At 62.2% G+C, this 20245-nt stretch carries 20 protein-coding genes; 10 read left to right on the top strand and 10 right to left on the bottom strand.

Annotation, left to right across the window (positions count from 1 at the left end; translation table 11 throughout):
- Nucleotides 1-103: 103 nt before the first annotated feature.
- Nucleotides 104-1075: a bile acid:sodium symporter family protein gene (locus R4P57_RS18335; protein ID WP_317804237.1), complete on the bottom strand. Its 972-nt coding sequence runs from the start codon at nucleotides 1073-1075 to the stop codon at nucleotides 104-106.
- Nucleotides 1076-1293: 218 nt separating this feature from the next.
- Here R4P57_RS18335 and R4P57_RS18330 point away from each other — a divergent pair, with 218 nt between their 5' ends.
- From R4P57_RS18330 to R4P57_RS18320, 3 genes are all read left to right on the top strand, one after another.
- Nucleotides 1294-1683: a hypothetical protein gene (locus R4P57_RS18330; protein WP_317804236.1), complete on the top strand. Its 390-nt coding sequence runs from the start codon at nucleotides 1294-1296 to the stop codon at nucleotides 1681-1683.
- A 60-nt stretch (nucleotides 1684-1743) separates the two neighbouring features.
- Nucleotides 1744-1992, top strand: a complete 249-nt coding sequence (locus tag R4P57_RS18325; RefSeq protein WP_317804235.1) for a hypothetical protein — start codon at nucleotides 1744-1746, stop codon at nucleotides 1990-1992.
- A gap of 449 nt (nucleotides 1993-2441) precedes the next feature.
- The gene (locus R4P57_RS18320) at nucleotides 2442-2978 is read left to right on the top strand and encodes a hypothetical protein (protein WP_317804234.1); all 537 of its coding nucleotides are present in this window, start codon (nucleotides 2442-2444) and stop codon (nucleotides 2976-2978) included.
- Between the two features lie 330 nt (nucleotides 2979-3308).
- On the opposite strand, the gene R4P57_RS18315 is transcribed toward R4P57_RS18320, so the two are convergent.
- A complete protein-coding gene (locus R4P57_RS18315; RefSeq protein WP_317804233.1) occupies nucleotides 3309-4100 on the bottom strand; it encodes a hypothetical protein in 792 nt (263 codons plus the stop codon).
- 315 nt (nucleotides 4101-4415) lie between these two features.
- Here R4P57_RS18315 and R4P57_RS18310 point away from each other — a divergent pair, with 315 nt between their 5' ends.
- Nucleotides 4416-5375, top strand: a complete 960-nt coding sequence (locus R4P57_RS18310; protein WP_317804232.1) for a cellulase family glycosylhydrolase — start codon at nucleotides 4416-4418, stop codon at nucleotides 5373-5375.
- 178 nt (nucleotides 5376-5553) lie between these two features.
- Nucleotides 5554-6804: a hypothetical protein gene (locus R4P57_RS18305; RefSeq protein WP_317804231.1), complete on the top strand. Its 1251-nt coding sequence runs from the start codon at nucleotides 5554-5556 to the stop codon at nucleotides 6802-6804.
- Here R4P57_RS18305 and R4P57_RS18300 read toward each other — a convergent pair.
- The 6 genes from R4P57_RS18300 to R4P57_RS18275 are packed head-to-tail and all read right to left on the bottom strand — an operon-like array spanning nucleotide 6801 to nucleotide 12796.
- Nucleotides 6801-8117: a Wzz/FepE/Etk N-terminal domain-containing protein gene (locus R4P57_RS18300; protein ID WP_317804230.1), complete on the bottom strand. Its 1317-nt coding sequence runs from the start codon at nucleotides 8115-8117 to the stop codon at nucleotides 6801-6803. The genes R4P57_RS18305 and R4P57_RS18300 overlap by 4 nt on opposite strands.
- A gap of 58 nt (nucleotides 8118-8175) precedes the next feature.
- On the bottom strand, nucleotides 8176-9501 hold the full coding sequence (locus tag R4P57_RS18295; protein ID WP_317804229.1) for a Wzz/FepE/Etk N-terminal domain-containing protein: 1326 nt from the start codon (nucleotides 9499-9501) through the stop codon (nucleotides 8176-8178).
- Nucleotides 9502-9544: 43 nt separating this feature from the next.
- Complete coding sequence (locus R4P57_RS18290) at nucleotides 9545-10414, bottom strand: SGNH/GDSL hydrolase family protein (protein ID WP_317804228.1); 870 nt, start codon at nucleotides 10412-10414, stop codon at nucleotides 9545-9547.
- Nucleotides 10407-11117 (bottom strand): SGNH/GDSL hydrolase family protein, encoded by a 711-nt coding sequence (locus R4P57_RS18285; RefSeq protein ID WP_317804227.1) that lies wholly within the window; start codon nucleotides 11115-11117, stop codon nucleotides 10407-10409. The genes R4P57_RS18290 and R4P57_RS18285 overlap by 8 nt, the downstream gene beginning before the upstream one ends.
- On the bottom strand, nucleotides 11110-12234 hold the full coding sequence (locus R4P57_RS18280) for a glycosyltransferase (RefSeq protein ID WP_317804226.1): 1125 nt from the start codon (nucleotides 12232-12234) through the stop codon (nucleotides 11110-11112). Before R4P57_RS18280 ends, R4P57_RS18285 begins: the two co-directional genes overlap by 8 nt.
- Nucleotide 12235: 1 nt before the next feature.
- Complete coding sequence (locus tag R4P57_RS18275; RefSeq protein ID WP_317804225.1) at nucleotides 12236-12796, bottom strand: colanic acid biosynthesis acetyltransferase; 561 nt, start codon at nucleotides 12794-12796, stop codon at nucleotides 12236-12238.
- Nucleotides 12797-13058: 262 nt separating this feature from the next.
- Between R4P57_RS18275 and R4P57_RS18270 the strand changes: the two genes are divergently transcribed.
- The 5 genes from R4P57_RS18270 to R4P57_RS18250 all read left to right on the top strand — a co-directional run bounded on the left by R4P57_RS18270 (nucleotide 13059) and on the right by R4P57_RS18250 (nucleotide 18314).
- Nucleotides 13059-13817 carry a hypothetical protein gene (locus tag R4P57_RS18270; RefSeq protein WP_317804223.1) on the top strand — a complete coding sequence of 253 codons (759 nt, stop codon included), beginning with the start codon at nucleotides 13059-13061 and terminating at the stop codon, nucleotides 13815-13817.
- Entirely contained in the window at nucleotides 13814-15139 is a 1326-nt protein-coding gene (locus R4P57_RS18265) for a hypothetical protein (RefSeq protein WP_317804222.1), read from the top strand. Before R4P57_RS18270 ends, R4P57_RS18265 begins: the two co-directional genes overlap by 4 nt.
- Nucleotides 15136-16047, top strand: coding sequence for a glycosyltransferase family 2 protein (locus R4P57_RS18260; protein ID WP_317804221.1), 912 nt, complete (start codon nucleotides 15136-15138; stop codon nucleotides 16045-16047). The genes R4P57_RS18265 and R4P57_RS18260 overlap by 4 nt, the downstream gene beginning before the upstream one ends.
- 7 nt (nucleotides 16048-16054) lie before the next feature.
- Entirely contained in the window at nucleotides 16055-16870 is an 816-nt protein-coding gene (locus tag R4P57_RS18255) for a glycosyltransferase (protein WP_317804220.1), read from the top strand.
- A gap of 172 nt (nucleotides 16871-17042) precedes the next feature.
- On the top strand, nucleotides 17043-18314 hold the full coding sequence (locus tag R4P57_RS18250) for a hypothetical protein (protein WP_317804219.1): 1272 nt from the start codon (nucleotides 17043-17045) through the stop codon (nucleotides 18312-18314).
- Here R4P57_RS18250 and R4P57_RS18245 read toward each other — a convergent pair.
- Together R4P57_RS18245 and R4P57_RS18240 are read right to left on the bottom strand one after the other, a co-directional pair.
- On the bottom strand, nucleotides 18281-18967 hold the full coding sequence (locus R4P57_RS18245; protein ID WP_317804218.1) for an acyltransferase: 687 nt from the start codon (nucleotides 18965-18967) through the stop codon (nucleotides 18281-18283). The two genes, R4P57_RS18250 and R4P57_RS18245, sit on opposite strands and share 34 nt — an antisense overlap.
- The gene (locus tag R4P57_RS18240; protein ID WP_317804217.1) at nucleotides 18964-20244 is read right to left on the bottom strand and encodes a glycosyltransferase family 4 protein; all 1281 of its coding nucleotides are present in this window, start codon (nucleotides 20242-20244) and stop codon (nucleotides 18964-18966) included. Before R4P57_RS18240 ends, R4P57_RS18245 begins: the two co-directional genes overlap by 4 nt.
- Nucleotide 20245: the final 1 nt, after the last annotated feature.

Here is a 20245-nt window from a genome sequence, read left to right as displayed (position 1 = left end):
TGAACCCCACATCGACTGTCATCACGACTCTCCTCCGCTACTTGATCTCGACTCACAAGCAGCCTGGCAAAGAGGGTGAGCGCGGTCAGCTGCACCCGATTCTTTATTTGTTCGTCGTCGACGCCTGCGCGCGTTCGGCCGGCTGCGGTTCGGTCGAACGCCGAGACCAGTAGCTGGCGAGAAGTGAGCCCGAGACGTTGTGCCACACCGAGAAGATGGCCGCGGGCAGGGCTGCCGCGGGGCTGAAATGCACCGAGGCCAGCGCCGCGGCCAATCCGGAATTCTGCATCCCGACCTCGATACTGATCGCGCGTCGGCTGGCGACGTCGAGTCCGCATGCCTTGCCGATGCCGTACCCCACCGCGAGTCCCAGCGAGTTGTGCAGCACGACGGCCAGGACGATGAGGGCTCCGATGGACAGCAAAGTCGGTGCGCTGGCGGCAACCACGAACAGCACCACCGCGGTTATCCCCGCCACCGAGATCAACGGCAGAGCGTCGAGCATGCGGTCGATGGCCGCGGGAAACAGCAGGCGTAGAACAACTCCCAGTACGACGGGAATCAGCACGATCTGCAGGATCGAGACGAACAACCCGCCCGCATCGACCGGCAGGAACTCGCCGGCGAGCCACAGCACGAGCAGTGGCGTGAGAATCGGTGCGAGCAGGGTGGACACCGACGTCATGGCCACCGACAGTGCGGTGTCACCCTTGGCGAGGTAGACCATCACGTTGGACGCAGTGCCGCCCGGAGCCGAACCGACCAACACCATGCCTGCGGTCAGCGCGGCAGAGAGGCCGAGCGCGTTGGCAATTCCCAGACCGAGTAGCGGCATCGCGATGAACTGCGCCGCGACTCCGAGCAACAGTGCCCACGGTCGCCGGGCGACAACCGCGAAGTCGGAGAGCCGCAACGTCATTCCCATGCCGAGCATGATGATCGACAGCAGCCACGGAACGGCCGGTGTGCCGCCGCTGAACGTATCGGGAGTGATCAGGGCCAGCGCTCCCGCCGCCACGACGATCAGGGCAAACCACTTGCCGGTGAACTCGCTGACGGATTTCAGCTTGGGCATGCGGAGTCTCCTGTGCGGTCGGGGCACTCCCCAGGGCGGGCGCGCAACCCACCGAGCGTAGCCGCAGCCTCGACAGGCAGGTCTCCGCGTCACAGGACACTCGAATAGAACGAGACCGAGCGGCCTCATTCTGGCAGTATCAACCTTCACGTGATCCGCTGCCGGCCACAACCGAAGGACGACGAACGCATGACGTCACCGTGAACAAACTCTCGACGGTGGCATTGCTGACTCTGCTGGGTGCAGCCTGGACGTTCAACGGACTGTCGTTGACCTCCGACCCCAGTGGGCGGTCGTTGGGTCTGAACGTCGGAATGCTTCCTTCTTGGCACACCTGGGACTACCGCATCTCCGGGTTGTTCGTGCTGTTCTTTCTCGGACTCGGACCATTGATCTGCGTGGCTGCCGTGCTCGTCGACGCGTCCGAAGCTGCGGTGTATGTGGCGTTGGTGGGGTTGATGACCATCGGGTGGGTGGTGTGGCAGATCGTCGTACTCGACATCGACGCGCCCCGCGCCCAGGTCCCTCTCACCCTCTTGGGGGTTGCGTTGACAGTCCTCGCAATCGGCGAATTCCGTGCGCGTGCTCGTGATCGCAGCCGGCGGTAGAGTCGAGGGCTGATCCAGTGAAACCGTACGAACCGACCAGCCCCGTGGATGATGAGAACCATGGACGAGCCCAGCCCCGACACGATAAGACAGGTGCGTCCGCCCGGAAATGTTCTCGCCGTCATCACTTTCCTGTTGTGTTCGGTGGCATTGTTCGGATCAATGAACTACTGGCCGCTGGCCGGGCGAATCTTCGACATGCTCAATTTCGTTGTCTCCATGGCTGTTGCCCTGGTCCTCCTCGTCGTGGGCATCGTCTGGTGGTTCAAGACTGTGACGTACTTGAGGTCACGGCAGCCTTCTTCGTGAAAAGAGGCCCTGGCACCGGCCATCGTCGCGATCGGACTGGTCTTGGCGCTCACCATTCCCGAACCCTCGTTCGAGCGATCGAAACCGGCGTTCGACGCGTTCGATTACACCAGAGTCAGCGGAGGTCTGGACGAAACCGCGCTCTATTTCGTCGATGCCGATACAGGTTTCTTCAGTTGCATTTCCGGGTGGATCTACTCGCCTGACGGACCACCTCATCCACGAACTCCTAGCGAAGAGCTCGAGTGCACCAGCCTCGGTGGACCCTGGTACAAATTTTCACTCGCCTTCGACTTCTGGTCCGCTAGGTGTGAAGCGCTGTTGCAGTTCATGATCGGAATTCAGGCCGCTATCAGTTCGAGCCAAGCGCGCCAATCAGAGCAGCATTGCTGCTGTAGTTCGAGCCTCTGATCTGGGCCCAGAACGTAGCCATAACCACAGTGCACGCAGTGATGGACGCCGTCGCTATGCACCGCCATACCTTCCCCTTCACCCGCCGTACTCGCCGGGGCGCTTCTACTTCGCAGTGTCTGACCACCGCGGCACCAGCGACGGCCGAACAAGAGGATGTCACCTTCACGGCAAAGTCCGGCGGCAACTCCATCACCGGCACGTTCTCCTTCGCCGGTGGCCGTGCCCCACACGTGCATGTTCCTCGATTTCGACACCTCGACGCGATCACCCAGACGTTTGCGGTGTATGGCCTCGTCTATCCGGATGCCGATTCGACGTCCGTATCCTTGACCGATCTCGACGTGGCAGAAAAGGAGCACACCCTCGACTGGAGCTGTAGCGGTTCGGGTGAACAGTGGGGTACCGAGGTCCACGGCGGCAGTGCAGCGGTTCCGGTTACTGTCGTGGCTCCCGCCGACGAGCCGGATCCGGTGTGCACCGGTTCGGTGTCTACCGACCGGGTCGTACGGCTTCTGATTCCCCACGCCTTCCTGGCGCTCCAACCGGCCGGCGCTTTATGCGTATCGCCGTGACGGCTGCGAGCAATAGCCCTGCCGCAGAGACGAAATCGGACTCCGTCAAGCCTGTCTGGTAGTCGATCGAGTAGAGCACCCGACCCTCGATAGGGTGGTTGAAGAACAGCCACAGAATCGAGGTCGCCGACAATGTGACGGCACTTGGCCAACTCGGTCTTGCGAGACTCCATGCTGCACTGGCAAACACGCTGTTGAGCAGTATCAAGGCATGAAACGGATCGGTAGCGGGCATCGAACCATGATGTCGCACAGTGTGCGATGTACGTAATCGACTCAGAAGTAGAGACGAGACCGTTTGGTATTCGATCGCCTTCCCGACAATTCATTTCAAAGCCCAACCCACACCTCGGTGAATCCTGTAATGGAGTCGGTCAATGCTCGGTCGGTATATGGCTCGAAGAATGCGTGTCGAGATGCCCAGGCCTCGATTCGAGGATCTTGAACGTCTTGCCGGTTTCCGTCGGGTAGATCAATGGTTGCGGTATTTCCTTGGATACAGATTCGTACTTCATGAATTGTATTTCCGTCTTCCGCCAGCGGTGAGTTGAACGTCCCCGCTGCCAGAGTGATCAGCTCGGCTCCGCCGCCGGACGTTCCGGGAGATACCGAGTAATTCCAGCCGTCCCTGGTGACGATGAAGTGGAGTGGCATGAGCGGTGATGCACCGCCCAGTGGATCTGCAAGTCGATCGGTGATCGCCATGGCTGCGACGCCGGGTGTTCCGCCTGGTTGCGCCGTGAAAGTCCACCTCATACCCATCGACGTCACCGGCTTGCCCAGATCGCCGGTCCTGAAGTAGGCGGCCGCCGGTCCGTCTATCGAGGGGGCAAAGGTCAACTTGCCATTGGCGATTCGGAGGTTCATCGATGGATCGGGGACCGGTGCCACCGAGGCGGCCTGGCCGGTGGCGAAGGTGCTCGGAGCCGTGCCGTCGGGCAGAGAGGTGAAATCGCTGTAAACCGCGAAGTTTTCGGCTTCCGCGCTCGTTGACGGAGCAGAAGTCCTTTCTTCGGGTACCAAAATGGAATCCGACGACTCGCTCGCGCACGACGCCGATGCCAGGGCGACGGTCGTGAAAATGGCAATCGCAGCGACTCGTAGATGGTTTGTGCGGTCCATTGTCATGAGTCTCCAGGTTTCATTATTTCTGGTGTTTGTTTATTTCCGAGCCTGGTGTAGATATATGTCAAAGCTCTCCGGCGGCAATCGACACTCAAGCATTTCCCTGCTCTTGCGGGCCTATCCGCAGGAGCTGCACCTGATTTAATCCCGAGTAAGGCATTCTCTGTGAAAATCAGTCTCCGATCCACCTCGCCGAATTCGTCGAAGAGAAGGCCGCACCTTCGCCGTGCTCTGTCGTCCTCGATTGCGCTGGTCGTGGCGGCTGCCATTTCGGTGGTACTGCCGGCACCTGCTACGGCCGCGTCTGGTCCCATGGGTGCACGCACCCTGGGCGTCACCGCCGTTACGTTGGAGACCTCCGATTCTGTGCGGCAGGCCCAGATTCAGGCGATCAAGCAAAGTGGCTTCCCGGCGGTGCGAATCCCCATCCAGTGGCCCCAGGTCGAAGCTGTTCAAGGCGTATTCAATTGGGCCGGTACCGACAAGCTCGTTCTCGACGCGTACAACGCTGGTCTCAATATACTGGCAGTTCCCACCTACACGCCGACCTGGGCGGCGATCCCCGAGGGTAGGACCTTCATACATCCAGGCCCAGCCGATCCGGCCACGTACGCCAATTTCACCCGGCTGGCCGCAGAGCGCTACCGAGGGCTGATTCGAAACTGGGAGATCTGGAACGAGCCCAATGTTATCCACAGCTTCGCGCCGAAGCCGGATGCAGCCAAGTACAGCCAGATGCTCAAGCTGAGTTACGCCGCGATCAAGGCTGTTGATCAGTACTCGGTGGTCATCAGCGGAGGACTGTCGCCGGCAATCGACGACGGCACGAACATCAGCCCGGCACGATTCGTCGAGGCGCTGTATGCGAACAATGCAGGCCCCTCGTTGGACGGAATCGGAAACCACCCGTACAGCGCGCCCGATCTTCTGAGCGCTGGTACGGATTGGTGGACTCCCAAAAATTCGATCGACATGATCTCGTACCTCATGTACATCAACGGAGACAGCTGGAAGAGGATCTGGACGACGGAGTTCGGTGCGTCCACCACCACGGGGCAGCCTCCGTACGGTGTCACCGAAGCGCGACAGACCGAGATTCTCGTGGACGGCATCAACTACTTGAGGTCTTTGCCGAACGGTGGGCCGATCTTCATCTTCGATCACCGCGACATCAACACCGGTAGTCAGAACCTCGAAGAGAACTACGGTCTGATCAGGACGAACAATTCCGCCAAGCCCTCGCTGGCCGCGGTCAAGGCCCTCATCAACTGATTCTGGTCGTCGATCGATCTCGGACGAACGAATGAATTCGCGAGTTCGAATTGCCGGGTGTGCCCGCTTCATGAAATTGTGTGGGCGACGGAACGTCGTGATCGGTTTCTCGAATTGGAGTTCATCCTTGTCCCGTAATTCCGGTAATACCTACAGGGTCACGGGTGCGGACCTGTGCATGATCAACAGCCGCTACATCGGCGTTGCCGGCCCGGCCCGACACCTGACCGAACATGCGGTCAGGTCGACGCTGCAGAGTCTGGCGGATTCCGGGACCCACACTCGAATCGGCTTGGTACCCAAGCAGGGAACTGTCTCGTGGGAAGTGTCGAAATCCCTCGGTGCCGACGTGGTCCGTGTGGTCGAACCGTCCTCGACGTCGGGGCAACTCGAGTCGGCCATTGCGGACGTGCGTCGGCGCGACGGAGAGCGTCTACCGCTTGAGGTCACCATCTGCGGGGAGTACCTGTTCATCGACACCGCACACGGGTTGAGCGATGGAAAGCTGTTCGTCGATCTGGTCGAGGCTCTGCATCTCAACGACATCCACGGCGCGAGTGTGTGGTCCCTCGGTCCCGAGTCGAGTCATGTCATTCCGCGGACGTTGCTGCGATGGTTTGCCATGCATCCACTGAAATTGCGCGACGCGTGGCGTGCGTTGAAGGGCATGCAGGCGCTCAAACAGCAGGCTGTCATACAGGTGGCTCAGCCCGAGGACAGCGAAATGGTTCCGTGGAGCCCGTCGCCTTCGGTGGTGATCAGGCAGTCCACTGCGGCCAACGAAGCCGCCGTTTCTGCCTGGCGGAAGAAGAATGCGCCTTCGGCAGGCGCGGCCACTGTTGCGCTGTGGTTGGTGCGATGCGCGATGGAGCGGGTCGGTCTGCAGTCGACCCCTGTCGTCACGATCGCCATCAATTGCCGCAGATATCTGAACGCGAAGACGACGGTCAACGGCAATTTTGCCGTCGGGCTGGATGTGGCGATTTCCGGCAGCCGGCCCATCGAGCCGCAGGCCCGTGTTCTCGATGCCGTCTACACCTCTGGCCTCCCGCTGGCCGTGCTCGGATTGGTCTCGGCGAGTGTGCGGGTCAAGCCTGCTACCGACCGAACGGCAGTGGATCAGGTGTTGCGCAACCCGAAGGTCAAGCTCATGTATTCGGATCTGGGTCGGCCGCCGTCGTGGGCCCGGGTTCCATGGACAGAGGGGGAGGGCGGCCAGTTCGCAGGCCTACTCGATCCTTCGGCACCCGATGCCATCACCGTGATGGGCGGTGTCGTCGGTAAGGAACGCACCTATTCGGTCTCGTTCCACGACAACGTGTTCGAGCGAGCGAAGATCGAACAGGCAATGGATCTGATCGTGAACGATCCGCTCCTGTTGCTCGAGTCGGTCTCCTCGGGCCTCATCGAGCAACAGGAACGCGTCTAGCGCTTGCGGCTCGTGCTCGCCATTACCGCGGCGATAGGCCGAGCGTCCGAACCCTGCAACTCCCGCACCGCGGCAGAAACATCACGATCACGCGCGAGCTTGGTGTCGACGACCAGCAACGTTCCGTCGCACAGGCCGGCGAGGACAGCCGCCGAGCCGCTCGAGGACAGTGGTGGAGCATCGATGACCAGGTAGGAGTAGGACGTCCTCAACGTCTCCATCAGATCCCGCATCGCGGTGGTGGACAGCATCGGCGTTGCGTCCAGCCCGACACCGACGGGAATCGCGTCGAGGTATCGATCGGTCGTGGGTGAGGCGATGTGATCGGGGTTTTCCGGCCGATCGGCGGTATCTGCCAACACCCCGACCAGCCCTGCGGAAGGCGGCAGGCTCAACTGCTCGGCTACCGCGGGATGCGCAGAATCGGTCTCGATCAGCACCGTCCGGTGATCGGATTCGGCCAACGCCACCGCCAGATCCACCGAGAAGTTGATGGTCGACTCCTTGGCCGAGGAGCTGGTCACGAGAATCACCTTCGGGCCGGTGGGTATCGACTGCAGGTGGACACGGACCTTGCGGAACGCCTCGGCGTCGGCGCTGGTCCACTTGTCGAGCTGTGCACGACGACCTTCCGGACTGCGACCGACCGAGGCGACCGGGCCGAGAACCGGTAGGCCGGTCAGAGACTCCGCGTCGGATCGTTTGGTGACCCGTCGATCGAGAGTCGTTACCAAAATGACCAGCAGGATGCCGAGCAGAATTCCGCCGGTGGCACCGTAGATGAGGTACGTCGCCAGCTTGGGTGTCGTGGGGCTCGTCGCGGCTTCTGCCCCGTTGACGACGGTCACCGTCGCCCGAGCCTGGTCCTGGCCGGTCGGCGTCTCCAACGGCACGATGTAGGCGATGAACTCGTCGGACAGAGTATTGGCAATCTCGGCTGCCCTGTCGGCAGACGAGTCGGTCACGCTCACGTCCAGCAGTACCGTCTGAGGAACGACGGTTGCAGTGACTTTGCCTGCCACGGCACTTCCGCTGAGGTTCAGCCCCAGCGCATCCGCTACCCGCTGACCGAGAATCTCGCTGCTCAAGATCTGGGCGTACGACGTTGCGCGCTGCTGGGAGAACTGATCACCCTGGTAGGACTCGGTGGAGCTGGTACCACCGGTGGTCGAGACGAAGAGCTGCGCATTCGAGGTGTACTGGGGCGGGGTGACCAGCGTCGCGACGATCGCTGCGCCGATGCCGATCACGAGGGTGACCGCGACGATCCACCAGCGCTCGAGGAGGATTACAAACGCCCTTTTGATATCCATTGTTAGCGAAGGTCTCCTTGATTTTCGGGGGCTGGTTCAGGTGCTGGGCGGAGAGCGATCATCGATGGACCGGGGTGGACCGGACGGGAGTGCGGGATCGTCCGATGCTGTCGATATCGGCTGCGGAACAACCGTTGAGGACAACTCCGGCGACCTTCGGGCCCGAGAGTGCGAACTGTTGAGCGGTCGCGCGCAGTGTCTCGAACTTGGTCTTGCCGCTTCGGGATACGATCACCAGTGCGTCGGCGAAGTGCGAAAGCCGTTGCGCATCACTGAACTTACTGGTGGGAGCAGAGTCCAGGATCACCCAGCCGTGCAACTGTGCGGCCCGTTCGATCAGCAGCGTCGCTCGGGGAGAATCGACCACTCGTGCGGCGTTGTCCGACGCGTGTCCCTGGGGAACGACGGTGATGCCGTCGACCTTGTTGCTCAGGGCGTCCTCGGGTGCCACCAGATCTTCGACGACATCGACGACCGAGACGACGGATTCGTCGGACGCGCCGGTGGACTTCGTCCGAACGTCGAAATCGATCAACGCGACACTCTCCCCCGAATCACGAAGGGAGTCGGCGAGCTGCTGGGCAATCGAGGTCGATCCGGTCGAGACATCCGGTGCCGTCACCAGCACGATGTGCTTCTGGTCTGCTGGGAGAGCCGCCTGCAGAGAGTCGCGGAGTTGGCGGCCGGGTTCGATGCCCGTCGTCTTCGACGTCTGAGCGGGAAACGCTGCGAACAGCGGCAAACCGGTGGCCTCGATCGCGTCCTCCGGTCGTCGGATGCGCGTGTCTGCGAGAGCCAACAGGACCGCCAGCGTGGCTCCGGCGATCAGTCCTGCCGCGGTGGCAGCACCGAGTACGAGGGTAGGAGGAAATCCGCCCGGGAGCTCGGAGATGGTCGGTGGTTCGACGACGAGCAATTCGGCTCTGGGGGTCAATGCGCCGGGTATGGCTTCGAGAGAGGCGATTTCGGCAATGAACTCATCGAGATAGGCCTGGTTGATGGTCTGGGCCGAGGATGGTGAACCGGCCGACGTGGCCAGCAGGATCAGTACGGTGCCCGGGACCGGCGTGGCTGTGGTACTGGCAATCATTTCTTCCGGCGTGCTGTCCAACTGCAGATCGGCGATGACCCTTTTTGCGAGGTCTTGGCTCTGGATCAACGCGGCGTAGGAGGGGAGGCGCTCCTTGGCGTACAGGTCACCGCGGTAGTAGGTGTCGGAATCGTCGCGTGGGGTGGTGATGAAGACCGTCGACTGTGACTGGTAGGACTTCGGTTGCAGCAGAAGGTAAGTCGCAGCCAGACCGAGCACGACGAGACACACGACGGCTACCCAACGCCAACGCTCGGTCAGGATGCGGAAGTACTCGGTGAGTGTGCTGTTCATCGGGTCCCGTCGGGTTCGATCAGTGCTGGAGTCCGGCCGGGCATCATTGCAGCTGCCCAAATCCGTCGGCGATCATGGCGGCGGTGAGCTTTTCGGCAATTCGCTTGTGGCCCTCCGGGTTCGGGTGGATTCCGTCATCCGCCAGCAGCGAGCTCACATCCTCGCCTGCGAACCATCCGAGGGAGCCGGGATCGATGAACGTGACCGCGGCATTCTCGGGTACCTCCCGGAGCTTGCCCTCGAGGTACGGCCCTACCCTGACCGGGCCTTGGTCGGAATCGAATTCCACGGCGGGGTCGTCGATGAACCACGGTGCGATGGCGACTATTCGAGCGTTGGGCCAGGTTTCCCGGGCCCGCTCGACCGTGTAGAGGAACATGTTGCTCAAGTAGATCGGGCCGAACTGAAGATCGTTGCGGCCGGCATCGAGCACCACGACATCGGCGTCGAAGTTCTCGCGCAGGCGGGGAAGACGCTCCGAAGCGCTCAGCGACGCAACTTCGAGCGCACCCAGAACGCGCGGCAGCCGGTGGTCGGGGCCGCCGCTGATGTATCCGGTACCGGGCTGGGAACCCAGATTGCAGTTCCACCCCAGATTGGTGGCGGTGAGGCAGGGGTAGCCGAAATCCGGGACGGACGAGGGGCCGACGGTGTAGCTGTCACCGACGAACAGAGCCGACCGGGGCGCTCCACGATCCGCAGTAGGCTCGCTCGCGGTGCTTGCGGTAGAGGCCGTCCCGGGCTCGGATGCCGCTGTGTCATGGCCGAACATCACTGCGGCCACACCGAGCACAACGACGATCGCCAACGCGACCACGCCACCGGTCAGTACACGGCCACGACGGGCGTTGGTCGGCGAGATCCGGCGTGGTTTCGCGCCGGGTGCCACTGAGTGCCGTGATTGCTCAGACAAAGGGAACTCCGGTCTGTTCGAGGGACGCAACGATTTGCTGGGCGAGTACTCGTTGACCGGCCTCGGTGGGGTGGATGCCGTCTTCCTGAATCATTCCTTCAGGCACCAGCCAATCTTCACTCACCACGCTCAGGTACGGCAACCGGAGCATCTCCGCGGCGGTGCGTACCGAATCGTCGATGACGGCGGCCGCTTCGGGTACCGGGATTTCGTGCCAGATCGGTCCCATGACCACCAGCTTGGCTCTGGGTGCACGGCGAGCCAGCTCGCCCAGTGTGTCGATCGCGCGTTGGGTGATCAGTTCCGGCGGCTTGCCGACGTCGTTGATCCCGCCGACGACGAACACGACGTCCGGGTTGTCGGCCACTGCCGCGTCGATCTGGTCCGCGAAGCTTCCGTTGCCGTCTGTTGCGACGTAGCCGGCGCTGAAGATGCTGACGTTGTTCACCGACCACCCGGTCGATTCGGCGGCCAGCGTCGGCCACACGACGGTGTCGGGAAGACCTCTGCTGTACGAGTCGCCCACCACCGAAATTTTCAGTGGCGTGTCGACGGCGGTGACGGTGGGTGCCGGGGCGTCGTCTCGGACGACGGCCGCGACCACCAGGACAGCGGCCGCAACGAGTGCCACGATGACCGCCGCGTTCGCCGCTGGGCGGCCGAGGCGGAAACGGCTGGACCGTGCCGCTCGGCGATCAGGCACGACGACCTCGATCGGCCGTGGCGGCAGAATAGGTGTCGTTCAGTCTGGTGGCGACCGACTGCATACTCAGTTCGCTCTTGGCGGCCGCGCGACCACGATCACCCATCGCCTGGGCGAGGGCGGGGTCGCTCAGCAAAGTCTTCATCGCTTCTGCAATCGGACCTTCGCCAGGAACCGTTACGATTCCGCAGCCTGTGCGGGCCACGAGGGCGGCAAGTCCGCACTCCTCGGTGACCACAACGGGGATGCCGACGGCCATCGCTTCGAGGACCGACATCGGATAAGGCTCGTTGACCGAGGGCAGTACGTATATCGAGGCGCGACGCATACGTTCGGGGCCTGTGCCCCCGGGCAGGGGCCCTTCCCAGGTGATCTCGGGTGTACCGGCGATGGATTCCGTCACCCTGTCGGCCTCACCCTCGTCGGGTCCGACCAAGGTGAAGCGAGCCGAAAGTCCGATGTTCAGAACTTGTTTCGCCGCACCTACGAAATCGAGTGGACGTTTTCGTGGGTGTAGACGGGCCAAATACAGGATTTCGGGCGGTGAATCGGTCGATTCGGCCGCTTCGTACTCGGGAACGCCGTTGTTCATCATGTCGATGCGCACGCCGTCACCGGCTACTTCGGAAATACCTTCCCGCTCTTGATCGGTGAGACAGAACACAGTGTGAGCCTGACGGAGCAGACGTCGGACGAACAGGGCGTCGAGCGCCGGAGCCAGGGGATTGGACTTGGGTGCGAGCATGCCGTGGGATTGGACGACGAACGGAAGGCCGAGCGCGTGGACGGCCGTCGCGAACGGCAACATCACGAGGTCGCGGGCGAGGTGGATGTGCACCACGTCGAACTCGGCTTTGTGCTTTCGCAACCACGTCAGCGATGTCGGCGCGCCGAGACCGGCAAAACCGACACCGGGGACCAGGTTTCGTGCCTTCTTCAACGCGAGTGGAACGCCCTCTTGTTCGGTCGGGATCGGATCGTAACCACGTACTCCCGCAGTGATCGTGACCTCGTGACCCGAGTCCCGAAGTGCCGACGCTTGATTGAGGGCGACGCGAACCGGACCCCCGTACGCGCCGTCGGGGCTGAACAGGGTGACCGCGTGGAGAACCCTCACGTCAGTGGGGACGAATCGGTCGGATGGTGGATGGCGGCGCGAGCGCGAAAGACGATGCAGGGACATCGGTGGCCACCAATGCCGCGGCACCGATGACCGAGTTGGCACCCACCGTGACTCCGCGAAGAATCAGTGCGCGAGCGCCCACCCACACGCCGTTCTCGATCACGATCGGCCCGTTGTCGTACTCGAACACCGGTGAACGATGGTCGTGGCTTCCGGTGCAGAGGAAGGCCTGCTGCGACACACACACGTCCGAACCGATGGTGAGCATCTCGACGTTGTACAGGTCGCAACCCACACCGATCCAGGTGTTGTCCGCGATCTCGAGCTTCCACGGCCACTGGATATGCACGTCGTGTTTGATCAATACGCCCGTACCGATCTTTGCCCCGAAGGCGCGCAGCGCGGCGCAGCGAATGCGGTTGGGGCACCAGACTTTCGTGAACACCAGAGACGAAAAGGCCACCCACAGGGCTTGATGGACAAAACCCCGGCCCTTGTCGTACGAGCGCCCCCGAAGGGCGCCGAGGGATCTGACTGATGCAGTGGAGTCGGTCACGCAGGCTGTCCTTTGCAAATCAGGTCACGAGTAACGGGTGTGGTGGCGAGATGTGCGCCGACCAGTCCGTCCATCTGGATAGAGGCATTTGTAACGGTACCGGAGTGGGGCTGCGATGGAGGGTATGAGGAACCTTCGATGCCGAGACCAGGAGTCATAGCATTGCTACGCTTCAATCGAACCGATCGTCGGTAGTGTATCGGCCGATCCGGGCGTGCGCTCTAACAGACCTCAATCCCGTTTCAAGCGAAAGGCCCTGTCGATGAGCCTGATCCAACTTTTCACCTGGTTGTTGCCGCCGCTCCGACTGAAAAACCGAATTTTGAACGCGCTCGGTCATGACATCGCGATGTCCGCGAAGATCGGGCCCTGTTTGGTCTCTGGAGTTCGGCGCGCGCAACTCGGCGAGAACGTTCTCATCGGACCGTTCAATACGTTCAAGAATTTGTCACTTCTGCACCTCGAGAACGAAGCAGGCATAGGTTCGTGGAATTGGATCTCCGCGCACCCGGCGTATCAAGCACTCGATCCGGAGGCCGGCACCCTGGCATTGGGATACGGGGCGCGGATCGAGAGCCGTTCCTACCTCGACTGCTCGGGAACCATCGAGGTCGGTGCATACAGTGCGGTGGGTGGCCAGCGGTGCACTCTGCAGAGCCACGAGCCCAACATGCGGGACATGATTCAGACTGTGGGACGGATCGAGATCGGACACCACACGTCGGTCGGCAGCAATGTGGTGATTCTCAAGGGTGCGAAGGTTCCCGAATGTTCCGTCCTCGCAGCGCATTCCACGATGACGGGTAAGCCGCTCGCCGATCCCAAGCCCGGTGTGTACGGAGGTACGCCAGCCAAGTTCCTCGCACCTATTTCGGGGCAGTGGTTCGAGCGCACGCAGATTCCCATCACCGATGTCGCGATCGACGGCGTCGTGGGTCTTGATCGGGCTTCGCTGGCGCGCGGCACCGGAGCTTTGCAGCCGGACGCTCTGCACGTGGTCGAGGCCGACGGCACTGCGTGATGGTAGCGACGCTGGATTCGCCGAAGCCAACCACGGCCGGTCGGTCGTTCGAGGCTCGCCGAGCTCTGGGTAAGCGAGTCATCTCGAGCGGTGTGTTGATTCTGTTGGGCATCACCTCGGGCCTGCAGGTGATGGGTTTCACCGTCACCGGGTTCTCGGGACTGTGCCTTCTCGTCGCCCCGGCCCTTTTCCTGACGGCAACATCGCGCGGCGACCGGTTGGTGATCGGCCTGGCGACTATCGCATTTGCTGGTTTCATCGTCTCGTCTCAGCTCAACGATCTGAGCTTCTTCGACGAGCGCGTCATCCAGTGGGCATCGTTCGCTATCTATTTCGTCGGAATCACGGTCATTGCCGGCCGGGACCTCGAACGACTTTTTTCTCTCGCCGCCGGTATCGCACTCGGTTCGTGCATGTATTTCCTCACTGCCGGTCTGCCCTTCGCCAGCCTGTCCTCGTTCGAGGAGCTCTGGAAATACGCGTACGCCCCGTGGATCACGTTGGTCGGTCTGTACGTGCTGGTGCGGATGAAGGTCCCCGTTCATCTTCAGGCGGTCTTCCTGGTGCTGCTGGCCGGCACCAGTTTGGTCCTGAACTTCCGATCTCATGCCTTGGTGTGCCTCGGTAGCGCAGCCTTTCTGCTGGTGACGTGGCTGGCACAGGGGAAAATTTCGCGTTTCACTCAGATTCTGGTGGTTGCAGGGATCGGTGCTGGTCTCGGGACATTGATTCCCGCCATCGCTCGCAGTGGTATTGCCGGAGAGGCAGTCAAAGAGAAGACCGAGCTGCAGGATTCGACCGGTGTGCCCGCGATCCTGGCCGGGCGTACCGAATCGCCTCTGTCGATAGCGGCGATCATCGACAAGCCCATTTTCGGTTGGGGCAGTGCAGACAACCTCACCACCGAGGTGTTCGCTCGCGGTGAGGAAATCGCGATCGGTATCGGCTTCGATCCGAACCTTCCGTTCTACGGCTTCTGGCATCTGGCGAACGGTGCCACCTCGTTGCACTCCGTTCTCTTCAGCTCATGGGCCGAGGGCGGTGTGTTCGCCGCGGTCCTTCCAGTGTTCCTGGTGATCGCAGCGCTCACTGTCATCTGGAACTCGCCGAGGTACGGAATCTGGGCGGCGATGGCGGTGCAGATATCGGTCCAGGCGGGGTGGGATCTGTTGTTCTCTCCGATGTCGTACAACCTTCTCGCGGCGTTCGCACTGCTCGCCGTCGTCTTCGCCAGTCGACACTTGCCCGCGCCCGGTAGCCGCCGGACAGCGGTTTCCCCGGCGGTATCCGAGACCGAGCACGATTCGGTGGTTCTTCGATGAAACCCTCTGTCAGCGTTGTGATCCCCACGATCGGGCGTAGCTCGCTCGAGGCTGCTGTGCGGTCTGCGCTCGCGCAGACCTACGCGGTGTCCGAGGTGATCGTCGTGGTGGATTCCGACGTCGAACCTGTTGTTCCCGAAGATGATCGGGTCACTGTGGTTCGCACGGGTGGCGGAGCAGGAAGCAGCCGAGCGCGCCAGTTGGGAATCGACAAGAGCGTGGGCGACGTCATCGGTCTGCTCGACGACGACGATGTGTGGTTGCCGAACAAGCTCGACGTCCAGTTGTCCTCGGTGCCACAGGATTCGGCGCTGTGGATCGCGTCCTGCCGCTTTCGGACGATCACTGCCGACGGTGGGTCGGAATGGCCGGTTCGGCTGATCGGTCTGCACCAGCCCGTGGATCAATACCTGGTTCGCTTCCACTCACTCAAGTTCGGTGGGGCGAGCGCTCAGACTTCGACGTTGCTGTTTCCCCGTGAGATCGCCGAGACGGTCCCGATGGACCTGCCACTCGGGGCGGTTCACGACGACCCGTCATGGCTGATCGATGTGCGTCGTCGCCTGCCTGCCGTCCCGATCGTTCAGTCGGGTGAGGTGTTGGTCGAGTACGACATGACATCGGCGTCTCTGTCGAGAACCGATACCGACCAGAGTGCGGAATACATTCAGTGGGGCAAGAAGTATCTGGCGTCATCGGATCGACGCACCCGCGGCGACTATTTCCTGACGAGTCCGCTGTCCTCCGCCATCAGTGGTCGGTCGATGCGCGGCGTGATCCGGTCCTTCGTAGCCGGAGTGAGGTACGGGCGGCCGGGAAAATGGGCGTGGGGCTTTGCACTCGCGAGCACCGTTCGCTTGGCGTTGATGAAAGCCGTGGGAATCTTTGCACAGCTGACGAAGAGATGAGATGGGCATGCCGTCGAAGATCCAGAAGGTATCAGTGGTCACGATCAGCTTTCGTGACCTGGACGGGCTGAAGAAGACCGTCGACAGTGTTCGAGCGCAACAGTGTTCGGTGCCCGTCGAGCATGTGGTTCTCGACGGTGGATCCGGTCACGAGGTAGAGCAGTACCTCGAGTCCATCGGCGCTGGCCTGCAGTACTGGCGGTCCGAGCGCGACAACGGACGGTACGACGCGATGAACAGGGGCATCGCGCAATCCACGGGTGACATCGTCTGGCTCATGCACTCCGGTGACTGCTTCTCCGACCCCGGTGCGATCGAGTACGTCGTCGCGAACGTGGAGGACCCGCGGGACCAGTGGGGATATGCGAAGGTTCGGCGCGTCGGCGCCGATGGCATCGACTTGGGTGAGTGGGGCTTCATGCCTTTCGACCTGCACGATTTCACCATCGGCAAAGCGCCCATCCCGCATCAAGGGTCGTTCGTGGGTGCGGACTTCGCGAAACGGCTGGGGCCGTACGACGAACAGTTCGGTTTGGCCGCCGATCAGCTCTACCTGATGACGGCGGCACTGATCAAGCCTCCGGTCACGTTGGATCGGGTCGTGTGCGATTTCGACACGACGGGTGCGGGAACAGTGCGTCCGATCAAGGAGAGCTTCGCGGATCTTCGGCGGGCCTGGGACCGGTTGGACCACTATCCGTACGGCACTCGTCGACGGTCACGCCTGCAGTCGCGGGTGGTCGAATACGTGGTTCGGGTGGCGTTCCACGGTCGCGAGGCTGTCCGCAAGATGTTGGGGAGGGCACCGGCGAATGGCGGGTAGGCATCGCGTCGACCGCGGGCAGAGGGGATTTTCTGCGTCCCGGCCGGCCGCGGTCCAGGACCTGCCACCCAATGAGCTGGTAGACACGGCGGCACCTGCAGGCGGCTTGTCGTCCCAGGAGCAGAAGGCAGTTTTGTGGGGGACGGTTTTCCGTGTTCTCGGGACGCCGATCATGGCGTTGCTGGGCTTGCTCAACACCGCGATCATCGTGCGCGAGACCGGTGAGTCGATCTTCGGTGTCGTGTCGTTGATCGCAACGATGAGTTTGCTCTTCCCGTTCGCGGACCTCGGCATCGGAGCCGTGGTGACCAATGCGAGCTCGAAGGCCGGAAAGCTGTCCGAGGACCCGGTCACTGTCGGAACCATTCAACGCGCCTACCGTGTGCTGGCCATGATTTCCGTCGGTCTGATCGTCGTCTTCGTGTTGATCATGGTCTTCGACAAGTGGGGAGCCGTCATCGGCTTGACCACTGGACCCGACGATCGATGGGTCATCACCCTTGCGGCGAGTCTGTTCGCATTGAGCCTTCCAGCGGGTCTGGGTATCCGAATCCTCATCGGAATCAACAAGAATCAGCTGGCAGTTCTGGTGCTGATGTCGAATACGGTGTTCGGTCTGCTGATCACCGTCGGACTCATGCTCGTAGGCGCTCAGGGCATCTTCTTCGCGATTCCCGGTGTCCTCGGGGCGCTCCTGGGCAATATCGTGGGAACGATTGTCGCCCTGCGCATGTCAGGGTTGGGGAGGACAGTATTCGCTGCGCCGGTTCAGGAGATGGCGCAGGTGAAGCTGCTGGCGGGGTCTCTGTGGATGCTGATTGCCAGTGTGGGGCTTCCCCTCGGCTTGCAGTCCCATCGGGTTATTCTCTCGCACCTGTCGACGCCCGAGGAACTGTCGAGATATGCGTTGATGGCTCAGGTGTACGCGTTGGGATGGTCGGTGTTCTCCACCGCCGGTATGGCCTACTGGCCGGTCTTCGTCAAACGGAGGGGCGATCAGGCGGGCACCATCAAGATGTGGATCAAGATCGTGCTGGTGTTCTTCGGGGTCTCCATCGTTGCCGCCGTGTTCATTTCGCTGCTCGGCCCTTTCGCGACCAACATCCTCTCCAGTGGTGAGGTGATCACCGGAACGTGGCTGGCGGTGGCATTCGCTTGCCTACTGGTGGTGCAGTGCATCCACCTACCCGCAGGAGTGCTGCTGACCACGCCGTCGGAGATGCGCTTTCAGGCGTTCTGCATCATGGGAATGGGACTGATCAGCGTGGTCGGCGGTATCTTCGTGGCTCCGGAATACGGAGCCGTGGGAGTGGTATTCGTCGCTGCTGCAGCAGTATTGGTCACTCAGATCGTGCCGGACTTCGCATTCGTTCCGCGATTGGTCAGGCGACGCGAACCGGTGGCGCTTGATCAGGCCGAGACATCGGGGTCGGTCTCGGTGTAACCGAACGCCGGATCGGTCCAGGCAACACCTCGGCGAACTACTTTCGCGGGCACACCGCCGATCAAACAGTCGGGTTCGTCGAACGTACCGCGCACCACGGCACCCGCGGCCACGATGCACCCGTCGGCGATCCGAGTTCCCGCGAGAACTGTTGCCCTCGAACCGATCCACACGTGGTTGCCGATGTGAATGCCTTTGTCGCCGTGCTTGAACGGAGCGTCCGGAGCCGACCGCGTCGGGTGGAAGTCGTCGTCGATCAGGTGCACGTCCCACCCGATCATTCCTTGGCTTCCGATGGAAATCCCGCTGGTCGCCACCACGACTGACATCGGCGAGACGGTGCACGGCCCGCTCATCGTCATGGTGGCGCCCGGCCCGATGTCCCAACGGTTACCGGAGGTGATGGCAACGGAGCCGTCGACCTCGAAGCGGCCGCGCACCCGTAACAATCCGGCCATTCTGTTGTCTGCGAATCCGTAGTTGTTGATGCCCAGAGCGAGAAAGCCGTTGCGGACGCTGATGTTTCGGGATCCGCGGACGCGGAAGTTACGTCCTACCAGAATCGGCTTGCCGCGCAGAAGCATCGGTACGGTGCGCCGCACGGTCGGACGAAACTCTCCGAACAGGAGGCCGAGCTTCGTTCGCAGTGTCATTGTGTCCCTTCACGATCGCGGCGGGCCAGGTTGCGTGCGAAGTTCCTGAACCCTTCGCGGCCGGCGGATTCACTGTAGCGTGCGTTGCCCAGATCTCTTGCGGCGCGTATCAGGCGATCGACCTCGGCCGGGTCGCTGCCGAGGGTCATCACCGCACGGTTGAGGGCCCCGGGATCACCCGGGGTTGCGAAAAGAGCAGAGGAGTGTTCGTCGAGTACCGAGTGCGAGATTCCACCGGGCTCGGTTGCGGCCACGATAGGGCGAGCGGCCGCGACGTAGGACGTCAATTTGCTCGGCAGCGACATCTCCTTGACGCCCGGGCGTTCGTTGAGCAGCAGCACGTCGGCGGCGGCCAGCACGCTGGGGTACGTCTCCTCGTCGACGGGGTCGACGAATTTCAGTGTCGGGAGTTCGCCTGCAGCAGAGACAAGTTGACGTCTCTGGTTGCCGTCGCCCACCATCACGTAGGTGATCGGCATCGACTGCTCGTGCGCCATCCGAGCCGCCTCGACCACCGATTCGAGTCCTTGCTTCATTCCCATGTTGCCGGTGTGAACCACGACGCGCCGGTCGGTCTCGGCCCATCCGAGCCGCGCGCGAGCCTGGTGCGTCGTCTCGTTCGATCCGGAGATGTGCGTGAAGATGGGGAGGTCGACGATCTTTGCTGCGTCGACACCGTTCTCGGTGAGCACATCTCGGAATCGCGGGGTGATCACACCGATCGAATCTGCACGCCGGGCAAGCCGGTATTCGAAGGATCCGACCATGCGTCCGGCTGTGCCACCGGTGGTCCCGGACTGCGCCGCTGCGTTTCCGCTCAGGTCGTGCACGACGACGCCCAGGGGTCGGCCGCGGTGGCCGAGCGAAGCGGCGAGCAGAGCCCCGAGGAGAGGGGTGACCGCTATGACGACGTCCGCGCGGGAGGCTCGCACCAACGGGGCCGCCAGGGTAGCGAAGCTCAGCTCCATCCGAGCGCGGCCGATCAGATTCGGAGCTGCGGGCACCGCGTGCCGGACGCGTCGTACGCGGACGTTTCCGATTTCTTCTCGCCATGTGATGCCGCGACGGTAGCGGGGATCCTGAATTGCCCACTGGGGGTAGTGCGGAACTCCGGTGATCAGGTCCACGTCCGCTCCTGCGCTACTGAGCGCTTCGACCAGTGCGGTGTTGTACGGTGCGCTTCCGGTTGTCTCGGGTGCGTAGTGGCAGGCCACCACGCAAACGGACAATCCATGAAGCGACAGTGACGTGTCCTGCTCGTCGGGGACTTCTGCCACG

The organism is Rhodococcus sp. IEGM 1330, from assembly GCF_033142445.1.
GTDB lineage: Bacteria > Actinomycetota > Actinomycetes > Mycobacteriales > Mycobacteriaceae > Rhodococcoides.
The sequence above is the reverse complement of the archived record's forward strand: the minus strand, read 5'-3'. Positions and strand labels throughout refer to the sequence as shown.